The sequence below is a fragment of the Actinopolymorpha alba DSM 45243 genome, assembly GCF_000373925.1.
Taxonomy (GTDB): Bacteria; Actinomycetota; Actinomycetes; order Propionibacteriales; family Actinopolymorphaceae; genus Actinopolymorpha; species Actinopolymorpha alba.
Genome location: NZ_KB892747.1, coordinates 21,684 through 39,178 on the forward strand (window position 1 = coordinate 21,684; position 17,495 = coordinate 39,178).

General features: G+C 67.4%; 18 protein-coding genes. 8 read left to right on the forward strand and 10 right to left on the reverse strand.

The features are described 5' to 3' along the window. Positions 1 to 27 precede the first annotated feature (27 nt). Complete coding sequence (locus B141_RS0112900; RefSeq protein WP_020575586.1) at positions 28 to 1,206, forward strand: PstS family phosphate ABC transporter substrate-binding protein; 1,179 nt, start codon at positions 28 to 30, stop codon at positions 1,204 to 1,206. A 16-nt stretch (positions 1,207 to 1,222) separates the two neighbouring features. Continuing rightward, a complete protein-coding gene (locus tag B141_RS0112905) occupies positions 1,223 to 2,380 on the forward strand; it encodes a PstS family phosphate ABC transporter substrate-binding protein (protein WP_020575587.1) in 1,158 nt (385 codons plus the stop codon). A gap of 101 nt (positions 2,381 to 2,481) precedes the next feature. Here B141_RS0112905 and B141_RS0112910 read toward each other — a convergent pair whose 3' ends face one another. Beyond that, positions 2,482 to 4,173, reverse strand: a complete 1,692-nt coding sequence (locus tag B141_RS0112910; RefSeq protein WP_020575588.1) for a ribonuclease J — start codon at positions 4,171 to 4,173, stop codon at positions 2,482 to 2,484. After that, positions 4,170 to 5,081 (reverse strand): 4-hydroxy-tetrahydrodipicolinate synthase, encoded by a 912-nt coding sequence (dapA, locus tag B141_RS0112915; protein ID WP_020575589.1) that lies wholly within the window; start codon positions 5,079 to 5,081, stop codon positions 4,170 to 4,172. Before dapA ends, B141_RS0112910 begins: the two co-directional genes overlap by 4 nt. Before the next feature lie 353 nt (positions 5,082 to 5,434). Here dapA and thrS point away from each other — a divergent pair, with 353 nt between their 5' ends. Next, entirely contained in the window at positions 5,435 to 6,835 is a 1,401-nt protein-coding gene (thrS, locus tag B141_RS0112920) for a threonine--tRNA ligase (protein ID WP_020575590.1), read from the forward strand. A 110-nt stretch (positions 6,836 to 6,945) separates the two neighbouring features. Here thrS and thyX read toward each other — a convergent pair whose 3' ends face one another. Further along, positions 6,946 to 7,728 (reverse strand): FAD-dependent thymidylate synthase, encoded by a 783-nt coding sequence (thyX, locus tag B141_RS0112925; protein ID WP_020575591.1) that lies wholly within the window; start codon positions 7,726 to 7,728, stop codon positions 6,946 to 6,948. Between the two features lie 102 nt (positions 7,729 to 7,830). Here thyX and B141_RS0112930 point away from each other — a divergent pair, with 102 nt between their 5' ends. Next, entirely contained in the window at positions 7,831 to 8,346 is a 516-nt protein-coding gene (locus B141_RS0112930; protein WP_020575592.1) for a hypothetical protein, read from the forward strand. Positions 8,347 to 8,432: 86 nt separating this feature from the next. Here the strand turns inward: B141_RS0112930 and B141_RS0112935 are convergent, their stop codons facing one another. From B141_RS0112935 to paaA, 7 genes are all read right to left on the reverse strand, one after another. After that, a complete protein-coding gene (locus B141_RS0112935; RefSeq protein ID WP_020575593.1) occupies positions 8,433 to 8,828 on the reverse strand; it encodes a PPOX class F420-dependent oxidoreductase in 396 nt (131 codons plus the stop codon). Positions 8,829 to 9,045: 217 nt separating this feature from the next. Then, positions 9,046 to 10,251, reverse strand: coding sequence for a cysteine desulfurase-like protein (locus B141_RS0112940; protein WP_020575594.1), 1,206 nt, complete (start codon positions 10,249 to 10,251; stop codon positions 9,046 to 9,048). A 53-nt stretch (positions 10,252 to 10,304) separates the two neighbouring features. Beyond that, positions 10,305 to 11,447, reverse strand: a complete 1,143-nt coding sequence (gene paaE / locus B141_RS0112945) for a 1,2-phenylacetyl-CoA epoxidase subunit PaaE (protein ID WP_020575595.1) — start codon at positions 11,445 to 11,447, stop codon at positions 10,305 to 10,307. Then, entirely contained in the window at positions 11,447 to 11,935 is a 489-nt protein-coding gene (gene paaD / locus B141_RS0112950; protein WP_085944447.1) for a 1,2-phenylacetyl-CoA epoxidase subunit PaaD, read from the reverse strand. Before paaD ends, paaE begins: the two co-directional genes overlap by 1 nt. Then, positions 11,932 to 12,726: a 1,2-phenylacetyl-CoA epoxidase subunit PaaC gene (paaC, locus tag B141_RS0112955; RefSeq protein ID WP_020575597.1), complete on the reverse strand. Its 795-nt coding sequence runs from the start codon at positions 12,724 to 12,726 to the stop codon at positions 11,932 to 11,934. The genes paaD and paaC overlap by 4 nt, the downstream gene beginning before the upstream one ends. Then, positions 12,723 to 13,031: a 1,2-phenylacetyl-CoA epoxidase subunit PaaB gene (paaB, locus tag B141_RS0112960; RefSeq protein ID WP_474775219.1), complete on the reverse strand. Its 309-nt coding sequence runs from the start codon at positions 13,029 to 13,031 to the stop codon at positions 12,723 to 12,725. Before paaB ends, paaC begins: the two co-directional genes overlap by 4 nt. A gap of 5 nt (positions 13,032 to 13,036) precedes the next feature. Beyond that, the gene (gene paaA / locus B141_RS0112965) at positions 13,037 to 14,038 is read right to left on the reverse strand and encodes a 1,2-phenylacetyl-CoA epoxidase subunit PaaA (RefSeq protein ID WP_020575599.1); all 1,002 of its coding nucleotides are present in this window, start codon (positions 14,036 to 14,038) and stop codon (positions 13,037 to 13,039) included. Between the two features lie 280 nt (positions 14,039 to 14,318). On the opposite strand from paaA, the gene B141_RS0112970 reads away from it, so the two are divergent. From B141_RS0112970 to B141_RS45560, 4 genes are all read left to right on the forward strand, one after another. Beyond that, positions 14,319 to 14,906 carry a CGNR zinc finger domain-containing protein gene (locus B141_RS0112970; RefSeq protein WP_051114060.1) on the forward strand — a complete coding sequence of 196 codons (588 nt, stop codon included), beginning with the start codon at positions 14,319 to 14,321 and terminating at the stop codon, positions 14,904 to 14,906. Positions 14,907 to 14,968: 62 nt separating this feature from the next. Next, entirely contained in the window at positions 14,969 to 15,523 is a 555-nt protein-coding gene (locus tag B141_RS0112975; protein ID WP_020575601.1) for a GNAT family N-acetyltransferase, read from the forward strand. Positions 15,524 to 15,547: 24 nt separating this feature from the next. Next, complete coding sequence (locus B141_RS49230) at positions 15,548 to 15,688, forward strand: hypothetical protein (protein ID WP_020575602.1); 141 nt, start codon at positions 15,548 to 15,550, stop codon at positions 15,686 to 15,688. A 396-nt stretch (positions 15,689 to 16,084) separates the two neighbouring features. Then, a complete protein-coding gene (locus B141_RS45560) occupies positions 16,085 to 17,314 on the forward strand; it encodes an HNH endonuclease signature motif containing protein (RefSeq protein ID WP_169512931.1) in 1,230 nt (409 codons plus the stop codon). Positions 17,315 to 17,495: the final 181 nt, after the last annotated feature.

Below are 17,495 nucleotides of genomic sequence, written 5' to 3' on the forward strand. Positions count from 1 at the left end.
GGATCAGGCGGCAAGGAGGGATGCACGATGGCAGGTCCACTGGCGTTTCCTGGACAATCGCGGCCGGTCGATCCCGTGGGCCTCGCCGAGGCCCGGGCGATCGGAATCGCGGGGCGGTCGCGCCAGCGGTCTTACACCAGGACGTTCGATCTCAGCGCCATACCCTCATACCAACCACGCCGGAGCGTCCACTCGGTGATCAGGCAATGGGGACTCGAATATTTCCGCACGACCGGACTTATGGAGGTCTGGGAGCGGGGATTTCGGGAGTACCATCCGGGCGCGACCTTCCAGGACAATCTGACCAGCTCCGCGGTCGCCTTTCCAGGACTGATCGCGGGGCAGGCCGACCTCGCTCCGATGGGACGCCCCGCGCTCTGGACCGAGCTCAAAGGCGCGGAGCGGCAACAAGCCGCCGCCGGTGGAGTCGGTCTTACCCCGCTCGAGGTCGTTGTCTGCACAGGGTCGTTCGATGTCAGTGGTTGGTCGTTCGCATTCGGAATCTTCGTCAACAGCGCCAATCCCATCTCTCGCCTCACGCTCGACCAACTCGACGGCATCTTCGGCGCCGAACGCAGCGGCGGCTGGAAAGGCCTGGCCTGGGACACCAGCGTGGCCCGAGGCTCCGACCTGAACATCCGAACCTGGGGCCAACTCGGACTCACGGGCCGATGGAAAGACAAGGAAATCAACGTCTATGGCTACAACCTGAGTTTCCACTTCCCCGACGAGTTCGACAAGAAGGTCCTCAAGGGATCACAGAAGTGGAACGAGCGACTCATCACCTTCGCGAACACGTTCGGCGCCAAGGCGGACGGCACGATGACCGTGGCCGGCGAGCAGATGGTCGACGCGCTCGCTGATGATCCCTACGGCATCACCTACTCCTGTATTCGGTATCTGAACCCACACATCAAGCCGCTTCCCCTCGCACGTGAGTCGAGCGGACCCTACGTCGACCTCACGCTGGAGAACGTCCAGAACCGCACCTATCCATTGTTCAGAGACATCTACTACTACATGAGCTTCCAGCCCGACAGAGAGCGTGCACTGGTGGACCCGGACGCCGCTGAGTTCCTGCGATACATCCTCAGCCGCCATGGCCAGGAAGCGATCCAGGAGCACGACGCGAAGTATCTACCCCTGACCAGCGATGAAGCCGCCAAGCAGCTTCGTAGGCTCGAAAGCCACCTGCCTTGGCAGTGACCGCGCGGGAGGAACAATGGACTCTCCTACGACGTCAGCCGCTGACCGCTCGGCGGAGACAGGTCCGCACGGCACGAGCACGACCGCGGACTCGCTCGCCCTCCAGCAGGCGCGAGAGAGATGGAAAGCGGAGCGAGCGAGGAAGGCCTACTACACCAGGAGGTTCGATCTCAGTGGCCTCCCCGAATACCAGCCGGAGCAGGTCGTATCCGGCACGATTCGTCAGCGCGGTGTCAACTACATCGCCGACAGCGGATTGGTCGACCGATGGGAAGAGGGATTTCGGCGGCACCACCCGGACGTGAGGTTCGACGATGACCTGAAGAGCTCGGTCCTAGCCCTCCCGGCTCTGTATACGGGCATGGCGGATCTGGCTCCGATGGGCCGCCGACTGACCTGGGACGAGCTCACCGCGTACCAACGTGAACTCAACGCCGCGCCCTTGGAGATCACCTTCGCCACAGGGTCGCTTGACGTTACTGGTTGGACCTACGCCCTCGCCGTGATGGTTCACCAGAGCAATCCGATCTCGAAGCTCACGTTCAGGCAGTTGGATGGCATCTTCGGAGCCGAGCGGACCGGTGGCTGGAACGGCCTGATGTGGGACACGTCGGTCGCTCGCGGAGCCGAGGAGAATATCCGAACCTGGGGGCAGCTCGGGCTCGGCGGTGAGTGGGAGCAAAGGCCCATCCACGTGTATGGATACAACTTGAAGTTCCATTTCCCCGACGAGTTCGCACGGAAGGTCCTGAACGGCGGAGACAAGTGGAACGAGCAGCTCATCGAGTACGCCAACGAAGCGAAACCCGATGGGAGTGGTCTCGTCCTCGCTGCCGAGCAGTTCATGGCCGACCTGAGTGACGACCCCTGCGGGATCGCCTACGGTAGCGTGCACGATGTGACTCCCCAGACCAAGCCTGTGGCGGTCTCGGCAACCGACGAGGGTCCCTTCGTTCCGATCAATCTCGGCACCGTTCAGGACCGCACGTATCCGCTGACGCGCGATGTCTATTACTACCTCGCTGGCGAGCCGGGCAAGCCGATCGAGCCGAGGCTCAGGGAGTTTCTCAGGTACGTCGTCAGCCGCGAGGGCCAAGAAGCCGTCCAGCAGGACGGAAAGTACCTTCCGCTGACCGCTGAGTGCGCTGCCGAGCAGCTCCGCAAGCTTGGGTAGGCCCGCCTAGGGCGCGCCGATCACCCCGTTTCGCCGGCGAAACGACGCGACGGCGGACGCGGTCGTTGCCTGACCGCGCCCGCCGTCGCGAGAGATCCAGCTCAGATCTCGACGACGACCGGGATGATCATCGGGCGGCGCCGGTGAGAGTCGCTCACCCAGCGACCGACGGTACGCCGGATCAGCTGCTGCAGTTGGTAGATGTCGTCGACGCCCTCACGGCCGGCCCGAGTGAGCGCCTCCTCGATCAGCGGGCGGACCGGATCGAAGACCGAATCGTCCTCGGCGAACCCGCGCGCCTTGATCTCCGGGCCCCCGGTGACCTTGCCCGTCACCGAGTCGACCACCACGATCACCGAGATGAAGCCTTCCTCACCGAGGATCCGCCGGTCCTTCAACGAGACTTCGGTGATGTCACCCACGGTCGAGCCGTCGACATACACATAACCGCACTCGACCTTCCCGGTGATCCGCGCGACACCATCCACCAGGTCGACGACCACGCCGTCCTCGGCCACCACCACCCGGTCCCGCCGCACACCGGTCGCGACCGCCAGGTCGGCGTTGGCGCGCATGTGCCGGATCTCGCCGTGGACCGGAAGCACGTTGCGCGGCTTGACGATGTTGTAGGCGTACAGCAACTCCCCAGCCGAGGCGTGCCCGGACACGTGCACGAGCGCGTTGCCCTTGTGGATGACGTCGGCACCCCACCGGCTCAGGCCGTTCATGACCCGGAAGACGGCGTTCTCGTTACCGGGGATGAGCGACGACGCGAGGACGACCGTGTCACCCGTCTCGATCCGGATCTGCGGGTGGTCGCGCCCGGCGATCCGCGACAGCGCCGACAGCGGCTCACCCTGCGAACCCGTCGAGATCAGCACCACCTCGTGTGGCGCGTAGTTGTCGAGCTCTCGCACGTCGACCAGGGTGTTGGGCGGCACTCTGAGGAAGCCGAGCTCCCCCGCGACGCCCATGTTGCGCACCATCGACCGGCCGACGTAGGCGACCTTGCGGCCATGGTCCACCGCCGCGTCCATGACCTGCTGGACCCGGTGTATGTGCGACGCGAAGCAGGCCACGATGATCCGGCGTTCGGCACTGGCGAAGATCCGGTCCAGGACGGGCGTGATGTCGCGTTCGGAGATGGTGAAGCCCGGCATCTCGGCGTTCGTGGAGTCGACGAGGAAGAGGTCGACGCCTTCCTCACCGAGCCGAGAGAACGCCCGCAGGTCGGTCAGCCGGCGGTCCAGCGGCAGCTGGTCCATCTTGAAGTCGCCGGTGTGGAGCACGAGCCCGGCGGCCGTACGGATCGCCACCGCGAGCGCGTCGGGGATCGAGTGGTTGACCGCCACGAACTCCAGGTCGAACGGCCCGAACTGCACCCGCTGGCGTTCGCGAACGACGTGTCGCGGAACGTCCTTCAGCCGGTGCTCGCGGAGCTTGCTCTCGACCAACGCGAGCGTGAGCTGCGAACCCACGACGGGAATGTCTGGTCGCTCGCGCAGGAGATAGGGGACGGCGCCGATGTGGTCCTCGTGACCGTGGGTGAGGACGATCGCCTCGACCTCGTCGAGCCGGTCACGAATCGGCTCGAAGTCGGGAAGGATCAGGTCGACGCCAGGATGCCGGTCCTCCGGGAAGAGCACGCCACAGTCGACGATCAGCAGTCGACCCTCGTGCTCGAACACCGTCATGTTGCGGCCGATCTCACCGAGGCCGCCGAGCGGAATGACCCGGAGCGCGCCGGGTGGGAGGGCGGGAGGGGGTCCGAGTTCAGGATGGGGGTGGCTCATGAGGTCAGTCCGGCCTCCTGCAAGTCAGCCTCGAGTTGGGTTATCTGCTCGTCGGTCGCGGGTACGAGCGGGAGCCGCACCGCTCGCGACGGTATGACGCCCAGCAGCTCCAGTGCGGCCTTGGCCATGATCGCACCCTGGCTTCGCGTCATTATCGCTTGGTACGCCGGCACCAGGCGCCGGTCGATCGCCCGGGCGGTCGCAAGGTCACCGGCATCGACGGCCCGCACCATCGCGGCGTAGTCCTTGCTCGCCACATGGCTCACCACGCTCACGGCGCCCACCGCTCCGAGCGCGAACAATGCGAGGTTCCACTCGTCGGCGCCGCTGTAGTAGGCGAGGTTGGTGCGGGCGAGGACCTCCGTGGTGCCGGCGATGTCACCCTTCGCATCCTTCACCGCGACGATCCGGTCGTGCTCGGCGAGCTGGATCAGGGTCTCGGTGGCGATCGGCATGCCGGTACGTCCCGGAATGTCGTACAACATCACGGGCAGACCAGTGGAGTCAGCGACCGCGCGGAAATGCGCGAGAAGGCCCGCCTGCGGCGGCTTGTTGTAGTACGGCGTCACGACCAGAAGGCCGTGGGCCCCCGCCTTCTCCGCGTGTTGGGACAGCTCGATCGCGTGCCGCGTGTCGTTGGTGCCGGCGCCGGCGACGACCACGGCGCGGTCCCCTACCGCCTCCAGGACCGCCCGCAGGAGGGCGTCCTTCTCGGCGTCTGTCGTCGTCGGGGACTCCCCGGTCGTACCGCTCACGACGAGACCGTCGTTGCCGGCGTCGACGAGCAGGCTGGCGAGCCGCTGCGCGGCGTCGAGATCGAGATCACCGCTGGCCGTGAAGGGTGTGACCATCGCGGTGAGAATGCGCCCGAACGGCGCGGGCGGAGTGTGCGTTGAGCTGGGAGCCATGGAACCTCACGCTACCGGTTTTCCCCCGCGCATCGGCGGCCGCCGCGGTACGTCGCGCCTGGCCATCCGGGCGAAGGCGGCACCTCGCTGGAAGCTTGCCGGTCTGGACGGCCCGGCCGCGAAAGATCTGCCGGCCCGGCGGAACCACGCGGTATGGTCGGACTCGTGAAACCTGCGCTGGCCGCCTCTCTTCGGTCATTCAGCACGACGACGCCGCACGTCGCTTCCGGCGACGCGGCGGCCTCGTCATGTCGATGACCCATCGATAACGGCCACGCGGACGGCCCCGGGAGTGATCCCGGGCCGTCGCCTCGTGGGGTCGCTCCCTCACCACCACCGAAGGAGCAAACCCCATGTATCTCCACGATCCACGCAGCGACGAGCCCGGCGTAAGTCCTGCCGGGAGCTCCGCTGCCGCAGACCAGCCGGGCGCCCCCGCCGTCGACCACCGCCGGCTCGGCCGCGACCTCGGGATCTTCACCAGCGACGAACTCGTCGGGGCGGGCTTCCCGCTCTGGCTTCCCGACGGCGCCGCGATCGTGGCCGAGCTCGAGAGGTACGTCGTCGAAGCCGAACGCCGGGCCGGGTACCGGCACGTGCGTACCCCTCCGGTCGCCAAGCGGGAGCTCTACGAGCGATCCGGACACTGGCAGCACTTCGGGCCCGACATGTTCCCGCCCATGCGGCTGGGGCACGCGGACCCCGCCGAGGACAGCGCCGAGAACGGCGCCGAGGATGACGCCGCGCCACGCCGGCCCGGCCAGGACAACCGTCCGGGTGACGAGCTGCTCCTGCGGCCAGTCCTGTGCCCGCACCACGCGCTCGTCTTCCGGTCCCGGCTACGGAGCCACCGGGAGCTACCACTGCGAATCGGCGAGTTCGGCCCGCAGTTCCGGATGGAGCGCTCGGGAGTCGTGGGTGGACTGACCCGCGTCCGCGGCATGATCCTCAACGACGCGCACATCTTCTGCCCGCTGGACCAGGCGGCGGATGAGGTCGTTGGTGTCCTGCGCATGATCGACGAGGCGTACGACGTCCTCGGTATCAGCGCGGCTTACCACAGCCTCTCCCTGCGCGGACCGGCCGAGGCCGGTAAGTCGTACGCCGGCAGCGAGGAGATGTGGCAGCAGGCCGAGGTGGTGCTACGTCAGGCGCTGGAGCGGCACGGCGTGGCGTACCGCGAGCAGCCCGGCGAGGCGGCGTTCTACGGCCCGAAGATCGACATCCAGGTCTATGACGCGCAGGGCCGGGAGTTCACCCTGTCGACCGTGCAGGTGGACCTCTTCCAGCCCGAGAGGTTCGACCTGGAGTACGCCGCACCGGATGGCACCCGGCGCCGCCCGGTCATGGTGCACCGGAGTGTGCTTGCCTCGATGGAACGCATGGTGGCGTACCTCCTGGAGGCGTATGCCGGGGCGCTGCCACCCTGGCTGGCACCCCTGCAGGTCCTGGTCCTTCCCGTCGCGGAGGAGCAGGCGGGTGCGGCCTGGGCGGTCGCCCGGCGGCTGGAGGGCGCCGGGCTGCGGGTCGAGGTGGACGATCGGGACGAGAGTCTCGGCGCGCGGATCAGGGCGGCCAGGCTGCGGAAGGTGCCGTACGTCGGAGTGGTCGGCGCCCGCGAGGCCGCGGCGGATTCGGTCACCGTACGGCTCCGCGACGGCCAGCAGGTGGGGCCGATCCGAGCGGAGCGGTTCGTCGACGGCGTACGGGTGAACGTCGAACAACGCCGCCGCGACTCTGCGCTCGACGTCTGACCCACGCCGAACCGCGCCCAAATCTGCGGCTCGGTGGACTTGTCCGGAGATCTCCCGCTCAGATCGGAGCCGATCCTCCGGACAAGTCCGCTGTGGTCAGCTCTCCGGGGTCAGGGACCGACGCGACCGTTGCGTTCGAACGCGGCGTGGCTGATCGGCATCAGGCGCGCCCAGGCGGCTTCCATCTTCTCCGCCACCATCTCGATCTCGCGTTGCGGATAGGACGGGAACGTCGACTCCTCGCTGCCGATCCGCAGCGACAGGAAGTTCATCAGCGACCGCGCGTTGACGGTGACGTAGGCCGAGGAGTAGATCGTGACCGGCAGGACGATGCGGGCCACCTCACGCGCGATCCCGCTGTCGAGCATGCGTTGGTAAGCGGCGTAGGCCTCCGCGCAGACCTGGCGGGTCTCCTCCTCCACCAGCTTGTGCTGGTCAGGTGAGCCCGGAACGAACTGATAGTGCCCGGGCTTGCCTTCCTGGACGAGCTTGCGGTCAGGCCCTGGCACATAGAACACCGGGCGCAGCTCGCGATAGCGCCCGGACTCCTCGTTGTAGGAGGCCATCCGGTGCCGCATCAGCTCACGGAAGACGAAGATCGGAGCCTGGACGTAGAAGGTCATGGAGTTGTGCTCGAACGGCGAACCGTGGCGGCTGCGCATCAGGTAGTTGATCAGGCCCTTGGACCGCTCGGCATCGCCTTCGACGTCCTCGAGAGACTGCTCGCCCTTGGTGGACACCCGCGCCGCGAACAGCACGTCGGCATCGCGCGCGGTGGACCGGACCAGCTCGACGGTGACGTCGCTCCGGAACTCGACCGCTTCGTGCGCTCCCTCGACACCCGCTCCGGTGGGGTCCCCTTGCCCCTGCGAAGGTCCAGTCTCTTCGGCCATCACACGCCTCCTGCTCCTTGCCGTTCCCGCTTGCGCCAGCGTAGACCGGGCCACCGACAGGCCGGCCCACCCGGGCGCCGGGTCACGGTACGGTTGTGCGCCATGGCCGATCCAGTCCCGTCCTCCCGCGCACAGGTGCCCACGCCGCTGGCGGCGCTGAAGCCGATGCTCTACACCTTGCTGATGGCACCGGTCCTGATGGCGGTGCCGGTGTGGTTCGCGATCAGCGGGTGGGCCGAGCCCGCGCTCTGGGCACCCGTCGCCATCCTCGTGCTCGCGCTCGCCGCCTTCGTGCTCGCGGAGTCGGTCGGCTTCGCGGTGCCGGCGATTCCGGCGGGCACGCCGCGGGAAGAGGCCCAGGGGACCGCGGTGAACGCCTGGCGGGCCCGCACGATGCTGCGCTTCGCGATCGTCGAGACCGTGCCGATGATCGGACTCGTGCTGTCCTTCGTGACGTTGAGCCGGTGGCCCTATCTCCTGGCGCTGGTCCTCGGCCTACCCCTCCTCGCGTACGAACTCCTCCCCACCCGCCGCACCATCGCCAAACTCCAGGCACAGCTCGAGCGCGACGGCGGTGTGTCGTACCTCCCCGAGGGCCTCGAAGGCCGGCGACCCTAGTACTCCAGCCGTAGATCGTGATCACCTGCGAACCAGCGCCACCAGCACCTGTCCCGAACCTGTTCCGGCACAGGAAGTTGCTGGCCTCAGACAGAGAAGCCGGAGATCCTCTGCGGAATCACCCGGACGACTAGCCGGAGGACATCGTCCGACTCGGCGGGCGGGTCCTCGCCGAGGTACTTCTGCGAGAGCTTGCGCGGAAGCGACTTCTCCCGGTCCTCGATCAGTTCGACGGTGCCGCGGATGTCCACGGAGTGGTACGGGTTCTCGGTGTCGTAGACGGTGAGGCTGACCCGTGGGTCCCGGGTAAGGTTTCGGGCCTTCTGTCGACCGGCTGTGGTGGAGAACAGCACCGTGTCTCCGTCCCTTGCTATCCAGACCACCGAGGTCTGTGGACCGCCGTCCCGGTTCAGCGTCGCGACGGTGGCGAAGTTCCTCCCGTCCAGAAGCTTGCGTGTCTCCTCGTTGAACGCCACCGACACGGCCTCACCCTTCTGTCCAGCAGTCCGTAGGTTCGCTACTTGCGTGGAACGGATGCGAGGGCTGAGTTCTTCCCGATGCAGGATCAACTAGCTGGCGCTGGCCCCACTGGCGGCGCCGCCACCAGGCCCGATCCCGAGCAAGCCACCACTACCGCCGGGCCCAGCCCAAGCATGATCACGATCTACGGCTGGAGTTACCAGAAGGTCGCCCAAACCGTCAGCCGGCGAGGTCGGCGACGGCGGTCACCACACGCTCGACGTCGGAGCGGTCGTTGTAGTGGACCAGGCCCGCCCGCACGGCGCCGCCGGCGTCCCGCAGGCCCAGCGCGCCGGTCAGCTCCCACGCGTAGCTGTGCCCACTCCATACGTTGACCCGGCGGGACGCGAGGTGCTCGGCCACCTGCCGCGGCGGGTGGCCGGCGACGGTGAAGTAGGCGGTGGCGGTACGCCGACTGGCCTTGCCGTACGTCGTCACCGGGCCGATAGCGTCAAGTCCGGCGAGGAGTTCGGCGAACAACTCCTGCTCGTAGGCGTCGACCGTCGCCATCGAGGTGAGGATCCGCGCCCGGCGGGAGCCAGACGCGGCGGAGTCGAGACCGGCCAGGTGCTCCACTGCCGCGACGACTCCCGCGAGGTCGGCGAACGGCGCGGTCCCAGTCTCGAAGCGCACCGGCACGTCGTCAGGCGCGGGCCGAAGCTTGTCGGGCGTCAGGGCCTCCAGCGCGAGCGGATCGGCGATCACCGCTCCGACGTGCGGCCCGGACCATTTGTACGCACTGGTGGCATAGAAGTCGGCACCAAGCTCCGCGACATCGACCGGGCCGTGCGGCGTCGCATGCACACCGTCGACGTATGCCAGCGCTCCGACCGCATGCGCCCGGGCGGTGATGGCGGGTACGTCCGGGCGGGTTCCGAGGATGTTGCTCGCCGCGGTGACGGCGACCAGCCGGGTGCGGGGACCGATGAGGTTGTCGTACTGCTCGACCGGGAGTTCACCAGTCGCGGGATCCACCTCGGCCCACCGGACGGTTGCGCCCGCCCGCTCCGCGACCTGGATCCAGGGCCTGACGTTCGCGTCGTGGTCGACGCGCGACACGACCACCTCGTCACCGGGCCCCCACTGCCCGGCCAGCGTGTACGCCAGCCGGTAGGTGAGGGTCGTCATGTTGGCGCCGAGGACGACACCTTCGGGTGCGCCACCCACCAGGTCCGCGACGGCCCGCCGGCATTCGGCGACGATGCCGTCCGAGCGTCGGCTGGCCGGGAACGTCCCGCCGACGTTGCCGATCCCGCCGCGATAGGCGTCCCCGATGGCGTCAATGACGGGTTGCGGCACCTGCGTGCCGGCCGCGCCGTCGAGGTAGGCATACCCGTCCGCGAGTGCGGGATAGCTCGCGCGGACCCTGCTCACGTCGTAGCCCATCCGCCCACCGTAGCCGGCGTATCGCGCGACCTCTATGCGTCGTCGTCGATCCCTCAGGCGTCGTAGTCGATCACCAGGCGGTCACCGGACGGATGGGCCTGGCAGGTAAGGATGTATCCGCGGGCGACCTCGTCGGGTTCGAGCGCATAACAGTGGTCCATGACGGCCGCGCCCTCGATCACCTTCGCCCGGCAGGTGCCGCACACGCCACCCCGGCAGGCGAACGGCGCGTCGCCGCGCACCGCCAGCACGCCCTCGAGGACCGGCGCACCGTGGCGTGCGAGCCGGAACGTCGAACGCCGGCCGTCCATGATCGCGGTCACCTCACAGGCCGCCGCCTGGTCGGCCTGCGCGGCGGCCGCGCTCGCGGTCGCGGCACCATCCTGGCGGCCGCCCTCGACAAGCGGTGCCGACGGCCCGACGTGGAACAGCTCGCTGTGCAGGCGTTCGCGCGGAACTCCCTGGCCACGAAGGACCTTGCGGAGTTCGTCGACCATCAGCATGGGCCCGCACAGATACCACTCGTCGACCGGCGGAAGCAGGGTGTCAAGGAAGAGTTGCAGCTTCGGGCCGTCGATCCGGCCGCCCAACAGCTCCACGTCAGGCTCCTCCCGGGACAGGACGTGGACCAGGTGGAAGCGGCCTGGGTAGCGGTCCTTGAGATCGGCCAACTCCTCCAGAAACATGATCGACCGGGTGGTGCGATTGCCGTACAACAAGGTGATTGTGCTGTGCGGCTCGACTGCCAACACGCTCGCGATGATGGACAGGATCGGTGTGATCCCGCTGCCGGCCGCAACGCAGCACAGATGGCGGGAGTGGCGTTGGTCTGGTATGACGGAGAACCTCCCGGTCGGCGTCATCACCTCGACCACATCGCCGACCCGCATGCGTTCGAGGGCGTACGCGGAGAAGCCGCCACCCACGACGCGTTTCACACCGATCCGGAACGTCTCTGATCCGCTGTCCGACCAGGGCGTGCAGATGGAGTAGTTGCGCCGGAGGTCGTCGCCGGCCGCTTCAGTCCGGACGGTCACATGCTGGCCGGGCAGGAACGCATAGCTCTCCGTGAGTTCGTCCGGCACCTCGAAGGTCACGGCCACGGCGTCGTCGGTCAGCTTTTCCAGTCGCTCGACCCGCAGGGGATGGAAGACCGCGTGCCGGGCCGGTCGGGTGCCGGGCGGATCGGCGTTCATCACAACGCCTTCACGTGCTCGAACGGCTCACCGCAGGCGGCGCAGGTGCGGAGCGCGGTGCACGAGGTAGGTCCGAACCTGCTCAGCTCCTGCGTGTCCGGCGAGCCACATCGGGGACAGCGGACCGAGATCCCTACGGACACAGGGCCTTCGCCACGTGGGTGCGGCGGGGCGATGCCCGCCTCCGCCAGTTTGCGCTGCCCCACTGCGGAAATCCAGTCGGTGCTCCACGCAGGCGCGAGGATGGTACGGATCGAGACGTCGCCAGCTCCGACCACACGCAAGGCGTCCTTGACGTCCTCGCGGATCGCTTCCAGGGCAGGGCATCCGGAATATGTGGGGGTGAGGTCGACCTCGACGCACCCGCTGTCGTCGACGCGTACGCCACGCAGGATGCCGAGCTCGGCGATGGTGAGCACCGGCAGCTCCGGATCGACGACCCGGGCCGCCGCGTCGTAGGCCGCCTCGGCGGTCAGCTGACCGGTCACCACGTCGCTCCCGGGTGGGAACGCACCAGATGCTGGAGCTCGGCCAGGAGATATCCCATCGCCTCCGAATGGATGCCCTGCCGTCCCCCGCGGGCTGCGGACCTGGTTTCGGTGGGCTTGGATTCGGTGGGCTGGTCGAGGGTCGCCTCAGCGACCACGCCGCTGACGTACTCCTGCCAGGCTTGACGGATCACCGTGCGGTCGACCGCTATTCCCTGCTCCGTCAAGGATTTCTCGAGCGGATCGGTCTCGAAAAGCTCGGCAGTGAAGGGCCACACCCTGTCAAGGCCGGCTTGCATCCGGGCATGGCTTTCTGGCGTGCCATCACCGAGGCGCACCACCCACTGGGTGGCGTGATCGCGGTGGTAGGCCACCTCCTTGACCGCCTTGGCGGCGATCGCGGCCAGCGTCTCGTCGGTGGACCGCGCCAGGCCCTCGTAAAGGAGTAGTTGGTACGTCGAGAACGCGAGGAGTCGCGCCATCGTCTCCGCGAAATCGCCGTTTTGCTGTTCGACCAGGTGGACGTTGGTGTAGGCACGCTCGTCGCGCAGATAGGCCAGGTCGTCCTCGGTGCGGCCGAAGCCTTCGAGTTCACCGGCGTACGTCAGCAGCATCCTGGCCTGGCCCAGCAGGTCGAGTGCGAGGTTCGCCAGCGCGACGTCCTCCTCCAGCTGAGGCGCGCGGCTGATCCATTCGCCCAGTCGCTGGGCGAGAATGAGCGCGTCATCTCCCAACCGCACCGCGTACACCGCGGTCGGCGGCTCCACCACGGCACCGAAGGACGAATTCACAGATGTGGCGCCTCCTTCGGGACGTCGTAGAACGTCGGATGGCGATAGGGCTTGTCCGCAGCCGGGTCGAAGAACGGGTCCTTCTCGTCGGGACTTGACGCGGTGATCGCCGTCGCCGCAACGACCCAGATCGACACGCCCTCCTGCCGGCGAGTGTAGAGGTCGCGAGCGTTGCGCAGCGCCATCGTCGCGTCGGGCGCGTGGAGGCTGCCCGCATGTACATGCGACAGGCCGCGTCGTGCCCGGACGAAGACCTCCCAGAGGGGCCAGTCCGGCTCGGGGGGTACGGCGTTCACGGCGTTCACGAGGCTCACCCCGGGGATTCCGTCGTGGGATTCGTCGAGACTTCCCTGCTGTGCTTGGCGGCGTACGCGAGCGCCGCTTCGCGTACCCAGGCGCCTTCCTCGTGTGCGCGGACGCGATGCTCCATGCGTTGCTGGTTGCAGGGACCGTCGCCCTTGATAACGCGGAACAGTTCGTCGTAGTCGGGTTGGGTGAAGTCGTAGTGTCCGCGGTCAGGATTCCAGCGCAGGTGCGGGTCGGGAATGCGCAGGCCGAGCACCTCCGACTGCGGGACAGTCATGTCAACGAAACGTTGCCGCAGCTCGTCGTTGGAGAACCGCTTGATTCCCCAGGCGGCCGACTCCTCACCATGGGTCGACCGCGCGTCGGGCGGCCCGAACATCGCCAGGCTTGGATACCACCACCTGTCAACCGCGTCTTGCGCCATGGCGTGCTGCTCCGGGGTGCCTCGTGACAGGGTGAGCAGCAGGTCGAATCCCTGCCGCTGGTGGAACGACTCCTCCTTACAGATCCGCACCATCGCCCGGGCGTACGGGCCGTACGAACACCGGCACAACGGGACCTGGTTGGTGATCGCGGCACCGTCGACGAGCCAGCCGATGGCGCCGATGTCGGCCCAGGTCAGGGTCGGATAGTTGAAGATCGAGGAGTACTTCTGTGCGCCGGTGTGGAGCTGGTCGAGGAGTTCGGCGCGGCTCACGCCGAGCGTCTCGGCCGCGGCGTACAGATACAGGCCGTGACCGGCCTCGTCCTGCACCTTCGCGATGAGGATCGCCTTGCGTCGCAGGCTCGGCGCTCTGGTGATCCAGTTGCCTTCGGGCTGCATGCCGATGATCTCGGAGTGCGCGTGCTGGGCGATCTGCCGGATCAACGTCCTGCGGTAGCCCTCGGGGAACTGGTCGCGTGGCTCGATCCGCTCGTCAGCGGCCAGCAGAGCCTCGAACTGGCGTTCCTGGTCGGACGCCGAGTCGGCTCTGGTCGGTGGCGCGGTCCCAGATCTGGCGACCATGCCTCAGGCTAACAGCCGCGCGCGCTTTATCGGCGGAGTACGCGTTCCTACCTCGACGGCCTGGATCGGACGGTTTGCTCCGGGCCTTCGCCTCCGCCACCGCCCGGTCGACCCACTCCCGAGCGAGCGCCTCGATCAGAGCTGGATGCATCTCGATCTCCTCTTTGATCTCTTCGAAGGGTTCGACACCAGCAAACAGGTTATGACGGTGTCGGACGGGTGTCAACCGGTGTTCGAGCTATGGTGGTGTCGGGTCGAGAGGAAGGGTCGGATGACCGGGATGGCAGGAACGACAGGTACGCCACAGGCGACCGAGCCGGAGGGCGCGCGGGCGTGGTCCGCCGCTGAACTTCTGCGCGACTTCGCCAACACCGTGGACGTCGTACAGAACGTCGAGGCCCTGCCCGAATCCTCAGACCTCGCCCAATGGCTGCGCCACTACGGCCTCCTCGACGGCGACCACCAGGCCGCCGAGGGCGATCTGACCCGCGCCCGGGCGCTCCGCGCCGGCCTGCGCCAGGCGATGGCGCACCACCACGACGGGGTCGCCGCTCCCCTCCCCGACCTCGACCGGCTGGCCGCGGCCCTTCCCCTGCGGGTCAGCTTCGGTGGGCCGCGGCCCGCCCTGGCCCCGCTCGGTGATGGCGTCGAGGCGGCGCTGGCGCGGCTGCTCGTCGCGGTGACGGCCGCCCAGGCGGACGGCTCCTGGGCGCGCCTCAAGCTCTGCCACGCCGACGAGTGCCGGTGGGCGTTCTATGACACGTCGAAGAACCGCTCCCGCCACTGGTGCTCGATGGGCGTCTGCGGCAACCGGCAGAAGACCCGCGCATACCGGGCCCGGCAGCGCACAGGTGGGCCGAAGGAGTAGCAACTGTCGCGTCGGCCGGCCGCCGGCATACGCTGGCGGGACTGCCTGACAGGATGGTGGGCATGAGCGAGCAGACGGCCGACGCGAACGTCCGGATAGCGTGGGCAGCGGACGCGCCGGAAGTGGCACGCGTGCAGGTGCGCGCGTGGCGTCAGGCGTACGCCGACCTCCTGCCGGCTCCGGTCCTGGAGTCCATCGACGAGTCGGCGTTCGCCGAGCAGTGGCGCCGATCGCTGGCCCGACCGCCCGACGCCCGGCACCGCGTACTCGTCGCGCTCGAGCACGGCACCGTCATCGGGTTCGCCTCCACCGGCCCAGCCGATGACCCCGACGCCGACGCGGTGTCCGACGGCGCGATCACGGCGTTCCACATCGACCCGGACCACACCCGGAAGGGCCACGGCTCCCGACTCCTCCAGGCCTGCGTCGACACGCTCGCCGCCGATGGATTCACCCGGGCGGTCACCTGGTTGTTCAGTGCCGACGACGTACTCCGCGGCTTCCTCACCGAGACCGGATGGGAGCCGGACGGCGCACACCGTGAGCTCGACCTTCACGGCGACGGCGCCATCCGGGTGAAGGAGATCCGCCTGCACTGCTCCCTGACCGACGACTAGCCCGGACGCCGTTACTATGACCCCGTGGTGACGCCATTGAAAGCGGCCATCAAATGCCCGCTGGGTGACTTCGGGTTCCGCCAGCGAGAAATAGGATTCACGACGAACCTCGCCAGCGGAGTACTGCTCGAAGAGATGCTTCTGGCCGCGTTCACCTATGAGTAGTGAGCCGGCGGGAGCGCGGATGACTACGTCGGACCACCGCTACGCATCATCCCCGACCCAGGCACCGCCTACATCCGCAGCGAGAAGGCCGAGCTACCCGAATTCGAAGACGGCAAGGAAATCCGCGTGTCCCGATACCTGAGCCTCAAGAAACTCATCGTCGATGACGACAGGCGGGATGGTTCGGACCACTCCGATGCGATTGCTCTTCGGTTCATTCGCTGAGCCAATGGTTCGCTTACCTAGAGATATTCAAGGAAACACAAAATTACATTCCTAAGGCCCTGCGAATGGGCTCTTTCGGGCGGGGTTGTGTCGGTGGTCGCCGATAGTGTTTCGGTTATGGATGTCACGACCGGCGCCCCGCCCACGCTGCCGTTGCGTGGGTTGCTGGATATGGTCCAGGACGGGCTTGCTCAGGCGTTGGAATCCTCTTTCTGGTCGTGTACGGACGCCGACTCTGCTGACGGGCTGGAGCAGGTGCACCAGATCGTCGCTATGGCTGAGGCTTTGAGGCTGCGGCTCATCCATGATGCTGATACGCGAGAGCTCGCCTCCCAGGCGGGGGCGACCTCGACCGCTGCATGGTTGCGGCACAAGCTGCACCTTCATCCCGGCGCTGTCGGCGCGGATGTGAAGCTGGCCGAGGCGTTGGAGACCAACCTCCAGGCCACCGGGGAGGCACTCGCCGCGGGCAGGATCTCGGCGCTGCACGCCAAGATCATCCGCGAGTCGATCAACCTGCTCCCCAAGGACATCAGCGACGACCAGAAACGTGAAGGCGAAGCGCGTCTGCTGGAGTTGGCGACCCAGCACGATCCGAAAGAGCTTCGGCAGTTAGGGATCCACCTGTACGAGACGATCGATCCGGAGGATGCTGAGCGGCGGCTGGGTGAGCAGTTGGAACGGGAACGTAAGCGGGCCGAGCAGAAGCGGTCGATCACGTTCTCCCAAGCAGGGCCCGGACTTCACAGTGCCCGCATTCAACTGCCCGTTGATGAGATGGCACGCCTCAAAGCACTCCTCGACCCGCTGGCCAGACCACGGAAGACGGACGCGAACGGACCCGACACCCGCACCGCATCGAGGCGGCTGGGCGACGCGTTCGTGGAGATGCTTGATCTGGCTCTTGCCGCGGGAGAGGCACCCACGCGTGGTGGGACGAAGCCGCAGATCATCATCACCATGACGCTGGCCCAACTCGTCACCGGGATCGGCTACGCGACATTGGACAGCGGGGAGCAAATCTCCGCTGAGGCAGCGAGACTCCTGGCCTGCGACGCTGATGTCATCCCCGCCGTACTCGACGGCAAAGGCCAAGTACTCGACCTCGGCCGTACGACCCGCTTCTTCACCGCCGCCCAACGCCACGCCCTAGGCATCCGCGACGGGATGGAATGCAACTTCCCCTCATGTGACCGCCCCGCCAAATGGTGCGATGCCCACCACATNACCCATTGGGTCGACGGAGGCCGAACCGACCTCAACAACGGCGTGCTGTTGTGTGGAGCGCACCACAACCTCATCCACAACAGCGACTGGCAAGTCCGCATGGGACCAAACGGCAGACCCGAATATATCCCGCCGCCGTGGATCGATATCAATCAACGACCGATCCGCACCTAAGCCGACGGTCGACACCTGCGTCACCATACGCACATTCCAGCGTGTCCCATCGCAGGGCGCTAATTCCACGCGCTCGAGCGCGGTCACGCTGGCCCTTACGGGCGTCGCGCCCACAGCATCCGCGTGACTCCACCACATCGGGGCGCCGCCACCGAGCCAGTCCTCCTCGACGCCGGTCCAC